Consider the following 13,150-nt stretch of genomic DNA (forward strand, 5'->3'; position numbering starts at 1 on the left):
AGTGTAAACTAATATCTAGAGTTTCAATGTTGGTACAATAAAATAATACAGACCGCCGTACAAGTTTCGGAAGATGGCATATATGGAACTAATACAGAGAAAGCATTACAAACTATAGAAAAAATAATAAAAGAGTTTTAATATAATTGAAACTCTAGCATTAGAGTAAAATCTAGTGCTAGAGTTCTTTTTTATTTTTTCATTTAATATAAAGGAATTTACAAATTAATGTAGAAATTAATCAATAAAGATAACTTATAGTAGATTAGGAAGTGTTTAGTATTAATAATTTAGCTGGAATTTTAAATAAAGTTGCAATATTTAAAAAAGAATACGGAACTGTTTGGTTTAGAGGTCACAGCAATGCAAGTTATAAGCTTAATAGTGGTTTATATAGAATAAGTACTGATTTAAGCAAAGTTAGAGAAGCAGAAAATAATGTTTTTAATTGTTTTATAAACTATGGAGATTCATATTGTAACAGGTTTTATGAAAATAAGGAATGGAATTCTATTTTTCTTATGCAGCATTATGGGATGTATACAAGACTATTAGATTGGACAGATAGTTTTGTGACAGCATTATACTTTGCAATAAAAAATAAAAAAGATATTAGCGAAGCTTGTATTTGGATGATTGCTCCAATTCAATTAAATAATAAATGTAAGAACTTATACCTACAAGGTCATGAAAATAGATATGATAATATTGGGCTATTAACGCTAGATACTCTGCCAGATAGGATTAAAGATTATAGAAGTTTTTTTGAAAAGCATATTGAAATAGATAGTTTTGCAATAGTGCCTAGAAGAAGTAATGATAGGCTTATATCTCAAAATGGATTTTTTACTATTCAGGGAACTAGAGGAATTCCGTTGGAAGAAGAATATGTTAGCGAGATAGATAAGTTAATAGTTAAGATACTATTAAAAAATGAAATTATAGAGGAATGTATTGATTTTTTAGATATAAACGGGATAACTCATTATTCTTTATTTGGAGGGATAGAAGGGTTATGTGGATATATAAAAGATGAGCTTTTAAGACTAAAATTAGAAAATATTTAAAAGGGTGATATGTATGACTACAAAAGGAAAGATAATTTCGTTTATGAATATGAAAGGTGGAGTATGCAAAACTACATTGTGTGCTAACATAGCTAATACATTAGCTACCGTGTATAAGGAAAAAGTATTAGTAATAGATATAGACCCGCAATTTAATGCAACTCAATATATATTAGGAATAACTGAAGATAATTATATGGAAAAATATAAAGAATTCAAAAATAATAGGAAAACTATTTATTATTTATATGATGATAAGAATAGAGATATTAATTCTAGTGAAAAGAGTGAATTAAAAAAAGAAGTAGGGTCTCTATTTAATAGCAATAATCTTACAGAGCCATACTTAAAAGAAGATTATATAATAAAAATAAAAGATAATTTTGACATGATAGTTGGAGACATAGATTTGATAGAATTACAAATAACGCAGAAAGATGGGATATCAAAACGTCTAAAAAGATATATAGAATACAAAAATTTAAGAGAAAAATATAAATACATATTAATTGACTGTGCACCTACATATTCATTTTATTTTATAAGTGCTTATCTCGCTTCGGACACATATATAATACCATTAAAACCGGACTATGTGTCATCTTTAGGCTTGGCATTATTAAAGAAAGCAGTTGATTCTATTGAAAATGATAATAAAGTAATTAATAGTTGTGGAGTAATATATACTTTAATAGATACAAGAAATAAGTTGCATGAACCTGTTATTGAAGATATTGAAAAGAGCATTGGAAAAAATAATGTTTTTTCTGAAACAATTAAATATTTTACTGATATACCAAGAGGCGTTTCAGATAGAAAATTTATGATTGATATATCTAATAATGGTGTAGATACGACAATAAAATCAATAACAGAAGAATTTATATGGAGGGTGGAGAATAGATCGTGATTAAAAATGAGTCAATAAATAATTTGATTAGTGAGATTTGTATAGTTAGTGAAAACAAAAATGAATTATATAGTATATTGATCCCCTTGATACTTTCAAGAAAGTTTTTTAAGAATAGTAAAGAAAAAAAAGATTTTGTTGAGAATGTTCTTGGTTTAATAGTTGCTGATTATGCATATAGGTCTAAAACAATATTAGTTGGTAAAATAGTAAGTAGCATTAATGTATTAGAAATTCAAGAAGCAGTTTCAATTAATAATAAAGTTAATAAATTCATTTTAGACGTATCGAAGGCTAATAAAATTGCAAAACAAGATTTAGAAGTATCCAAAGCTACAAAAGGTGGTAAGAAAAAAGAAGCGAGCTTTTTTAGTAACTGGAATACATATATAAATGAGTCTCCTAGAAATAAAAAATAACTATTAAATTCATAGTAAATAATAATACCCATAAATCTCTTCAGAGATCTTTTTATTTTTTTAAATGTAAAGAATTAAAAATAAGCTGAGAAAACTAAGCTTATTTTTGTTTTAGGAGGAATATATAGAATAATGTAGAATATCAAATGTATAACATGTAGTAAAGTTACATATTAATGTATATTAGGGTATAAAGAGGAGATAATATATATGATATCCGAAAAAGAGTTTGAAAATATTTTAAAAACAAAAAAGTTTTTAGAAGATAATTCAGCTATTGTTTTGCCTAATAAAGGTGGAAAGATAAAAAGATATATTAGAAGCTTGTCTGGTAAAGATGGCTTTATATTAAATATAGAACGTGGTAAGATTAAGTTGAGTAAAGTTAAGTATCAAACTAGAAGTAAAATTACAAATGATATTTTATTGAGAGTGGATACCAATGGTCCGAGGCATCAAAATCCAGATGGAGAATTTATAAATTGTCCTCATATACATATATATAAAGAAGGTTATGGAGATAAATGGGCTTATAAGTTAGATAATAATATTTTTAAAGATGATAGTAATTTAGCACAACTATTAAGAGATTTTCTAAATTACTTTAATGTTGAATCTATACCTAATATAATATATTCTGAATCACTAATTTAATATATAAGGAGGTGTTAATGTGAAAAAGCTAATAGAAAGTTATTACAACTGGTTAAAAGAGAATACTATCATAAATACCATCGGAGAGTATACGGAAGTTACAACTCCATTTTTAGATAGACATAATGATTGTATTCAATTTTATATAAAGAAACTTCCCAATAATGAAATTTTTTTAACTGATGACGGATATGTCCTTAATGATTTAGAGGATAGTGGATTCACATTTAACACATTAAAACGAAAAAATATTTTAAATGACATACTTAAAGTTTATCATATAGATAAAAAGGATGATTGTTTAACTATAGTAACTTCAGAAAAAGACTTTCCGCAAAGAAAGCATTTTTATATACAAGGTATACTCGCAATTAATGACTTGTATAATATAAATAAAAATAACGTAGCTTCTCTTTTTGCAGAAGATGTTGCTAAATTTTTGGAAGAAAATGATATTCTATATAATGACAATGTTAAAATAACAGGTAAGAGTGGATATGATCATAATATAGATTATATTTTACCACCAAATAGAAAAAAAAATACTCCAGAAAAATATATAAAAGTGATAAACAATCCTTCGAAAAACAATACAGAAAGTACGCTATTTACTTGGAATGATATAAAGAACTATCGTAAGTCACCTAATTTAATGTTTGTTATATTAAATGATGAAGATAATAAAATAAAGAGTGATATCTTATCTGCATATAATTCCTATGATGTTAAACCGTTATTTTGGACAAAAAAGAATGACATAGTAAAAGAATTAACAGCTTAAAAAAATCCTAGGTATTAAATTTTAGGTTTTTACTTTTGACATCGAAAAATTAACTGCAAAAATACTATGTATAATAGAAGGCTTTTCTTAAGCATATCATACTAAAAACGTACTAATATTTAAAAAACATTCAAATATATTATATAATATAAATAATTTATATAATGGAAGCAAGGAATATCAATGTTTGATAAACCTTGCTTAAATACTGTGATTGAGTAGGAATAAAATAAAGCCGGTGATTTAGGCATTTATGAATAATAAGTAGTGTATGATTTTCAGTTAAAAAATTGATTATTATACACTACTTTATTTTTATATTTGGGCAGAAAATTATCTTTAAACTGATAGGAATGTATCAATGTTAAAGATGTGTATGTTTAGAGAATAAATAATAGATCATTTATTAATAGCTCTAAAGTTGGAAAAATCCAGACTTTTCTATGTAAAAAAATGTTTTAATATGATAATATGTTCATAGAAAACAGTATATTACATTAGAAGGGGGATGGAACCTTTGTGTACTAACTTTGAATTTCTAAAGTTTAAAAAAGAATTTAGTAGTTTTTCAAATGCTTGTATTGAAGCAGAAAATAGTATATTTGTAAGTCCAGCAACTACTGCTATTTTAAGCAGACGGGCATTAGAACTTGCCGTTAAATGGGTATATAGTTTTGATGAAGATTTAAAGTTACCATATCAAGATAATATAAGCAGTTTAATTCATAATAACAGTTTCTTAGAACTTACCCATAGTGGAATGTTGCCGTTACTTAAATTTGTTATTAGTTTAGGTAATGTAGCAGTTCATACTAATAAAAATGTTAGTAGAGAAGAGGCAATTCTTTCATTACATAATTTGTACCAGTTTGTTAACTGGATTGATTATTGCTATGGTGATGATTACAAGGAAAAACAGTTTGATGAAAATTCTCTTCTAAAAGGAGAAGAAAAAAGATTAAGACCAGAGGAGATTAAAGACTTATACGAAAAATTAAGCTCAAAGGATAAAAAGCTTGAAGAGATTATAAAGGAAAATGAAGAGCTTAGAAAAGAGATTACTGAAAAGAGAAAACAAAATACTGAAAACTACGATTTTTATATAGATGAAATAAGCGAGTTTGAAACAAGAAAGATTTATATAGATGTAGAGTTAAAACTTGCTGGATGGGACTTTAAGAAAGATATTGGAGAAGAAATAGAGCTTTTGGGAATGCCTAATAATAAAGAAAAAGGTTATGCTGATTATGTTTTGTATGGTGATAATGGGAAGCCTCTTGCAGTGATTGAAGCAAAGAGAACCAGTAAGGATGCGAAAGTTGGACAGCACCAAGCTAAATTGTATGCTGATTGTTTAGAAAAGCAATATAATGTAAGACCGGTTATTTTCTTTACTAATGGATTTGAAACCTATATTTGGGATGATTACAACGATTATTCTGAAAGAAGAATTTATGGTTTCTTTAAGAAAGATGAATTACAACTTATAATTGACAGAAGAACTCAAAAAAAGAGTTTAAGAAATATTAATATAAAAGATGAAATAACAAATAGATATTATCAAATGGAAGCTATAATCACATGTTGTGAAGAGTTAGAAAAAAGAAAGAGAAAACTTCTATTAGTTATGGCAACAGGAACAGGTAAAACAAGAACTGCTATTTCTTTAGTTGATGTATTAAGTAAAAATAATTGGGTTAAGAATATATTGTTTTTAGCAGATAGAACGGCTCTTGTAAGACAGGCTAAAAAGAATTTTTCAAAACTGCTTCCAGATCTTTCACTTTGTAATTTATTGGATAACAGGGATAATCCAGAAGAAGCAAGAATGATTTTTTCAACCTATCCAACAATAATGAATGCTATTGATGATACTAAAGCTAAAGATGGTAAAAGATTGTTTACTTGCGGACATTTCGATCTAATTATTGTTGATGAATCCCATAGAAGCATTTATAAAAAATATAAAGCTATCTTTGAGTATTTTGATGCATATTTAATAGGGCTTACAGCTACTCCAAAAGATGAAGTAGACAAGAATACCTATACTATTTTTGATATGGAAAATGGAGTACCTACTTACGCTTACGAATTTGAAACAGCAGTTGAAGATAAATTTCTTGTAGATTATAAAACTATAGAAGTTCAGTCTAAGATAATGGAAGATGGAATTAAATATGATGAATTATCTGATGAAGAAAAGGAAGAGTATGAAGAAAAGTTTAATGATGATGAAAATGTAGGGGAAGAAATAGGTAGTGCTGCTATTAATGAATGGCTATTTAATGCAGATACTATAGATTTAGTTTTAAATAAACTTATGGAAAAGGGATTAAGAATTGAGGGGAATGAAAAGCTTGGTAAAACTATAATTTTTGCTAAAAGCCATAAACATGCAGAAGCTATTAAAGAAAGATTTGATAAGTTATATCCAGAACTTGGCTCAAACTATGCAAAAGTAATAGATACAAAAGTAATAGATAACAGAATTAATTACGCAGAAAATTTAATTGATGATTTCTCTGATAAAAATAAGTTGCCTCAGATAGCAATAAGTGTTGATATGCTTGATACAGGTATTGATATTCCTGAAATTTTAAATCTTGTTTTCTTCAAAAGGGTAAGATCTAAAACTAAGTTTTGGCAGATGATAGGAAGAGGTACAAGACTTTGTGAAGACTTATTAGGAATCGGAGAGAATAAGGATAAGTTTTTAATATTTGATTTCTGTAATAATTTTGAATTTTTTAGAATGAATCCAAAGGGTTTTGAGGGTAATTTAGGACAGACCTTAAGTGAGAGAATTTTTAATCTTAAAGTGGATTTAATAAAAGAACTTCAAGATTTGAAGTATTCAGAAGAAGAGTATGTAAGACATAGGGAAGAATTGCTTCAAGATGTACTTGAAGACGTAAACAATTTAAATGAAGATAATTTTTTAGTGAAAATGAACTTAAAATATGTTCAAAAAAATAAAAACAAAGAACAATGGCAGAGCCTTGGAGCGGTTAGCACAAAAGATATTAAAGAATATATATCTCCACTTATAACAACACTGAATGATGACGAGCTTGCAAAAAGGTTTGATATACTTATGTACACTATTGAACTTGCTAAATTGCAAGGTAATAATGCAACAAGGTCGATAAAAAGTGTTATAGAAACAGCAGAAAGCCTATCAAAGCTTGGAACTATACCACAGGTTCAGGAACAAAAATATATTATAGATAAAGTTAGAACAACTGAATTTTGGGAAGAAGTTGATTTATTTGAATTGGATGAAGTTAGACAGGCATTAAGAGAGCTTATAAAGTATTTAGAGAAAACTGATCAAAGGACTTATTATACTCATTTTGAAGATATGATAATAAATGAAGAATATCATGGAGCTATGTATAACACAAATAATTTAAAAAATTATAAAAAGAAGGTTGAATATTATTTTAAAGAACATGAAAATCAGCTTGCTATATATAAACTTAAAAATAATAAGAAACTGACGAAGCAAGATTTAGAAACTCTTGAATCTATTATGTGGAAGGAGCTTGGCACAAAGGCAGATTATGAAAAGGAGTTTGGAGATATGTCAGTTAACAAGCTTGTAAGAAAGATGGTAGGATTAGACAGAAATGCCGCTAATGAATTATTCTCGGAGTTCTTAAATGATGAAAACCTAAATACTAAGCAGATACATTTTGTAAAGCTGATAATTGATTATGTAGTAAAAAATGGATTAATTGAAGATAATAGAGTTCTTATGGAAGACCCATTTAGAACCGTTGGAAATCTTTCTACATTATTTAAAGACAATATAAATGATGCTAAAAGGATAATGGGTAAAGTTGCCGAAATTAAAACTAACGCTGAAATAATTATTTAGTATAAGAATTCTTATACTAAATAAGAAGTTATATTTGAAGATGAAACTATCATTTATTAATGAGAGAAATGGAGATATTAATTAAAAGAACTGATATTAAGTTATTATAGTCAAATTAAAAATGTTGATAAATTTAGTGTTGTATTTTAAGTAAAATTAGCATACAATAATATCAACAATATTATTGAGAGGTGAAACGTATGCCAAACATAAAGCCAATTTCAGATTTACGTAATTACAACGAAGTTTTAAAGGATTGTCAAAATGGAGAACCTGTTTTTCTTACAAAAAACGGAAGAGGTAAATATGTTCTTATTGATATGGAAGAGTATGAAAGACAGCAAACAATTTTAAAACTTCTTGCAAAACTAAATGAGTCAGAAGAAGCTATTAAAACAGGAGAAGAATGGCAAACTCTAGATGATTTAAAAGCTAGCTTGGGGGTCTAGAAATGGGAGTAAAAATCAGAATTAACCCAGTAGCAAATACTGATTTGCAGGAGATAAAAAATTATATATCAGAAGATAGTATAGAAACTGCTACAAAAACCATTAAGGATATTATTGAAAAAATTGAAAGCTTAGCGGACTTCCCAGAGATGGGAACGATGTTAATGTACAAAATTAGACTAAAGAGCAAGTACAGATATATTATATGTGGGCAGTATCTCATTTTTTATATTTACGAAAATAATATAGTTTCAATTCAACGTGTTTTGCATGGAAAAAGAGACTATATGTCATTACTAAAGAATGATAATAAATTTAAAAGCTAGCTTAACACTTGGCATTTGTCAGGTGTTTTTTTATTATATGGATGTATTTCAATGTAGTGCGTTAAAAAACAACTGGATACATTGATGCATGAAAATAAACAAAGGAATAGATGGTATATGTTTCTTAATGCATGGTTAGGAACAGAGGCTTGCCAAGATTTATGGCAAACATAAAAAAATAAGGTTATAATATAATTGCATTGGTGTGAGTTTATGTAATTATTTTTATTTACTTATATATGTAAAAGAACTTAATTATATTACAGAATTATAAATAGTTTTGGAGGAAACATAATGATTACAGGCGAGTTAAAAAGCAAAATAGATAGAATATGGGAAACCTTTTGGACTGGCGGTATAACTAATCCGCTAGAAGTCATAGAACAATTTACATACTTTTTATTTATAAAAGACTTAGATGATAATGAAAAATTGAGAGAAAGCAATGCAGAATTACTTGGAATACCTTTTGAAGGAATGTTTCCAAAGGATAAGCAGTATTTAAGATGGAGTAAATTTAGAAATGAAGAAGCAGGGGAAATGTATAGAATAATATCAGAAGAAGTTTTTCCTTTCATAAAGAATATTCATGATGATAAACAATCTGCATACTCAAAATATATGTCAGATGCTATGTTTAAAATACCAACTCCACTTATGTTATCTAAAATAGTTGATGCAATAGATAAGCTTGAAATAGATGATAATGAAGTTAAAGGAGATCTTTATGAATATTTGCTGTCTAAGGTGGCAACAGCAGGTACAAATGGTCAATTTAGAACTCCAAGACACATAATAAAAATGATGGCGGAATTAATGAAACCAACACCAGAAGATATAATAGTTGATCCAGCTATGGGAACAGCAGGGTTCTTAGTAGGAGCTGAAGGATATTTAAGAGAAAAGCATAGTGATTTATTCTTAGTTCAAGGCTTAAAAGAACATTTTAACAATAAGATGTTTAATGGCTTTGATATGGATAGAACTATGCTTAGAATTGGTGCCATGAACATGATGCTTCATGGAGTTGACAATCCAAACATTGAATATAGAGATTCACTTTCAGAAACTAATAAGGATAGTGAAAAGTATACATTGGTATTGGCCAACCCTCCTTTTAAAGGCAGCTTAGATTATGAAGCAGTATCCGCTGACATTTTAAAAGTTAGCAAAACAAAGAAAACAGAGCTATTATTCTTAGCATTATTTTTAAGAATATTAAAAATAGGTGGAAGATGTGCTTCAATTGTTCCCGACGGAGTACTATTTGGTTCAACAAAGGGACATAAGGATATAAGAAAAGAAATAGTTGATAATCATAAACTTGAAGCAATAATATCAATGCCAAGCGGGGTATTTAAACCTTATGCAGGAGTATCCACAGCTATTATGATATTCACTAAAACCGGTACTGGTGGTACTGATAAAGTTTGGTTCTATGATATGAAAGCAGATGGGTATAGCTTAGATGATAAGAGAAATCCAATAGAAGAAAATGATATTCCAGATATAATTGAGAGATTTAATAATCTTGAAGATGAAGTGAAAAGAAAAAGAACAGAGCAAAGTTTTTTTGTACCAGTAGAAGAAATAAAGGGAAATGGATATGACCTTTCTATTAATAAATATAAGGAAATAGAATATGAAGAAGTTGTGTATGAAAAACCAGAGGTTATATTGGATAAGATTGAAGAATTGGAAAAATCAATTTTAGATGATATAGCTGAGTTAAAAGGAATGGTGAAGTAGTATGGAAGTCAATATTTCTAATGAAGTATCCTTAAGAAAGTTAAGTGAAGTCGTAAGTATTGATGGTGGGTATGCATTTAAAAGTGATGAATTTGTGCAAAATAAAACTCCTATTATTAGAATAGGTAATATTATGAATGGTAATATTGAAATAGATTATAACATTGGATATGATATTAAAAATAGAAACTTTGAGAAATATCTCATAAAAAATCAAGATATATTGATTGCTATGTCTGGAGCAACTATAGGAAAACTAGGAATATACAAAAGTAATACTGATGCTTTATTAAATCAACGAGTTGGCAAATTTAAAGTAATTGATGAGAGGATTCTTGATAATAATTACTTATATTACTATTTAGGGTGCGATTCTGTTCAAAATAAAATTAAAGTAATGGCAAGTGGATGTGCACAGCCAAACATAAGTCCAAAACAATTATTAAGCATTCATATTCCTATACCACCATTAGAAATTCAAAAGAAAATAGTTGAAGTTTTAGAAAAGGCTGAAAAGGCTTTAGAAAAGAGAAAAGAAGCTAATAGGTTGTTGGATGAATTAGTCAAATCGAGATTTATCGAGATGTTTGGTGACTTAAAAAGTAACTCAAAAAATTGGGATGTATTGGAGTTTGATGAGTTTGCTAAAATAGATGCCAATATGACTAAAGACTTTGAGGAGTATAAGGATTATCCTCATATTGGAATTGAATGTATAGAAAAAAACACAGGAAGAATTTTAGAGTATAAACTTGTTAAAGATAGCGATTTGAAAAGTGGAAAATATGTTTTTGATAATAGACACATTATATATAGTAAAATAAGACCAAATTTAAACAAAGTTGCATTACCAAGCTTTACTGGGGTTTGTTCAGCAGATTCATATCCAATATTATGTAATGAAAAGATTACTACAAGGAGTTACTTAGGATATGTGTTAAGAAGTGAATTTTTTTTAAGTTATATTCTTGCTTTTAGCGGAAGAACAAATATACCAAAGGTAAATAAGGAGCAGCTCAGAGGCTTTAAAATGCCAACACCACCAATAGAACTCCAAAATGAATTTGCAGACTTCGTTAAGCAAATCGACAAATTGAAATTTGAAATGCAAAATAGCTTAGAAGAAATGGAAAATAACTTTAACTCATTAATGCAGAGAGCATTTAAAGGTGAATTATTTAATTAGTAATGGATGTTGTCTTGGAGTAATCACTACTATCTTCGTTTTAAAGTGGAAAATTATAGGGTATAATATAAGGATAATACACTTATAGGCCATAAGGAGGGATATAATTGTGAGTATTGAAAGTATTGAATTGAAAAATTTTACTGTTTTTAAAAGTTTTAAAATTAATTTTTCAAAAGGCATAAATATAATAGTGGGGGAAAATGGAACAGGAAAAACGCAATTACTTAAAGCAATTTATGCAGACATTCAAATTTCTAAAAGCAAAAATATAGATGATATTTCAAAGTATTTCAAGTATGTTAATACCAATAATTATTTTTTTGTTAAACAGCTTAAACCGTTATTTTTAGAAGTAAAGGCTTCAAGAATTCATAATAAGTCAGATAAAAAATATTTAATGGGCAAATTAAATTTTAATATTAATGGAATAAATTCAACATTTGGAAGTGATGATGAATGTTCATATGAAATATCCTATCCATCAAAAGAAATAAATTGCACATTCATTCCAGCAAAAGACATGCTTACACATTCAAAAGGTCTTGTATCAATGGCTGATAAGTTTAATGAATTTCCATTTGATAAAACATTAATTGATATTATAAAAATAGCCGGACAGTGGCAATTAAAAGAACCTCCTAAGATTGCATTAAAAATACTGCCAATTCTTGAAAAGATGATGGATGGTAAGGTAGTCATTGAAAATGAAGAATTTTATGTGAAAAAAAATAATGGTGACATGGTTAGTTTTGCAGTTGAAGCAGAAGGACTAAAAAAAATAGGTTTGTTATGGCAGCTTTTAATGAATGAAAATATAACAGATAATAGTGTTCTCCTATGGGATGAGCCAGAAGCCAACATTAATCCTAAGTTTATTCCAGAGTTAGTAGAAATATTAATTGAATTACAAAAAAATGGTGTTCAAATTTTTCTTACTACACATGATTATATTTTTGCAAAATATTTTGAAGTTAAACGTTCAGAAAATGATGAAATTGTGTATTATTCATTATATAAAACTAATGATGGTGTAAAATGTGAAAATAATGTTAACTTTGGAGATCTAAAAAACAATACAATTATGGATACCTTTATTCAATTGTACAAAGATGAAGTTGAAAGGGCGATGGAATAATGGTACAAATAAATGAATCTAATATGATTTTTGGTGATTTTGAGGAAGATAAAATATTTAAAATTGAAAAATCTAAACTGCATAATAAAATAGGAAATGGAATAAAAGTTGTAGAGTTTATCATTTTAAGAAAAGAAAATGAGTTAAATTTTATTGAAGCAAAATCAAGTTCACCAAGACCAACAAAACAGAATATTATACGGTTTAATGAGTTTATAGAGGAAATTTCAGATAAATTTATACATTCCTTCAACTTATTTTATTCAGCGATTTTAAAAAGAAATGAAGATTATGGGGAAATGAATAATAATTTTTTTGAATTAGATAATAGTCAAACAAAGCTAAAATTTATTCTTGTAATTAAAGGTCATGAGATAGAATGGTTATTACCTATATCAGATGCATTAAAAAAGAAATTATCATATCAGAATACAATTTGGAAAAGTGAAGTTGTTGTAATGAATGACAAGGTTGCTAATAAATATAATTTAGTTAAAAGCGTTGAAAAATAACACTTTTAATTAAATTGTTCTATAGAGAGTATAATAATACAGTTGATGGCAATATACCATAATATATTAAAGATTAGGA

Annotated in this window: 12 protein-coding genes; all 12 read left to right on the forward strand. The window is 27.5% G+C overall.

Annotation, left to right across the window (positions count from 1 at the left end; translation table 11 throughout):
• The first annotated feature begins 272 nt into the window (after positions 1-272).
• Positions 273-1,067 (forward strand): FRG domain-containing protein, encoded by a 795-nt coding sequence (locus tag ACWW38_RS12925; protein WP_456257958.1) that lies wholly within the window; start codon positions 273-275, stop codon positions 1,065-1,067.
• Between the two features lie 13 nt (positions 1,068-1,080).
• Complete coding sequence (locus ACWW38_RS12930; protein ID WP_456257959.1) at positions 1,081-1,977, forward strand: ParA family protein; 897 nt, start codon at positions 1,081-1,083, stop codon at positions 1,975-1,977.
• The gene (locus ACWW38_RS12935) at positions 1,974-2,396 is read left to right on the forward strand and encodes a hypothetical protein (protein WP_456257960.1); all 423 of its coding nucleotides are present in this window, start codon (positions 1,974-1,976) and stop codon (positions 2,394-2,396) included. Before ACWW38_RS12930 ends, ACWW38_RS12935 begins: the two co-directional genes overlap by 4 nt.
• A gap of 210 nt (positions 2,397-2,606) precedes the next feature.
• Positions 2,607-3,050 carry a DUF6978 family protein gene (locus ACWW38_RS12940; protein WP_456257961.1) on the forward strand — a complete coding sequence of 148 codons (444 nt, stop codon included), beginning with the start codon at positions 2,607-2,609 and terminating at the stop codon, positions 3,048-3,050.
• A gap of 19 nt (positions 3,051-3,069) precedes the next feature.
• Complete coding sequence (locus tag ACWW38_RS12945; RefSeq protein WP_456257962.1) at positions 3,070-3,831, forward strand: DUF1829 domain-containing protein; 762 nt, start codon at positions 3,070-3,072, stop codon at positions 3,829-3,831.
• A gap of 517 nt (positions 3,832-4,348) precedes the next feature.
• Positions 4,349-7,711 (forward strand): DEAD/DEAH box helicase family protein, encoded by a 3,363-nt coding sequence (locus ACWW38_RS12950; protein ID WP_456257963.1) that lies wholly within the window; start codon positions 4,349-4,351, stop codon positions 7,709-7,711.
• 200 nt (positions 7,712-7,911) lie between these two features.
• Positions 7,912-8,160: a type II toxin-antitoxin system prevent-host-death family antitoxin gene (locus ACWW38_RS12955; protein ID WP_456257964.1), complete on the forward strand. Its 249-nt coding sequence runs from the start codon at positions 7,912-7,914 to the stop codon at positions 8,158-8,160.
• 2 nt (positions 8,161-8,162) lie between these two features.
• Positions 8,163-8,486, forward strand: a complete 324-nt coding sequence (locus ACWW38_RS12960) for a type II toxin-antitoxin system RelE/ParE family toxin (RefSeq protein WP_456257965.1) — start codon at positions 8,163-8,165, stop codon at positions 8,484-8,486.
• A gap of 294 nt (positions 8,487-8,780) precedes the next feature.
• The gene (locus tag ACWW38_RS12965) at positions 8,781-10,235 is read left to right on the forward strand and encodes an N-6 DNA methylase (protein ID WP_456257966.1); all 1,455 of its coding nucleotides are present in this window, start codon (positions 8,781-8,783) and stop codon (positions 10,233-10,235) included.
• Position 10,236: 1 nt separating this feature from the next.
• Positions 10,237-11,421, forward strand: a complete 1,185-nt coding sequence (locus ACWW38_RS12970) for a restriction endonuclease subunit S (protein WP_456257967.1) — start codon at positions 10,237-10,239, stop codon at positions 11,419-11,421.
• A 109-nt stretch (positions 11,422-11,530) separates the two neighbouring features.
• The gene (locus ACWW38_RS12975) at positions 11,531-12,559 is read left to right on the forward strand and encodes an AAA family ATPase (RefSeq protein WP_456257968.1); all 1,029 of its coding nucleotides are present in this window, start codon (positions 11,531-11,533) and stop codon (positions 12,557-12,559) included.
• Positions 12,559-13,071 carry a hypothetical protein gene (locus ACWW38_RS12980; protein ID WP_456257969.1) on the forward strand — a complete coding sequence of 171 codons (513 nt, stop codon included), beginning with the start codon at positions 12,559-12,561 and terminating at the stop codon, positions 13,069-13,071. Before ACWW38_RS12975 ends, ACWW38_RS12980 begins: the two co-directional genes overlap by 1 nt.
• The last annotated feature ends 79 nt before the right edge of the window (positions 13,072-13,150 follow it).

Source organism: Clostridium sp. JNZ J1-5 (assembly GCF_053901425.1).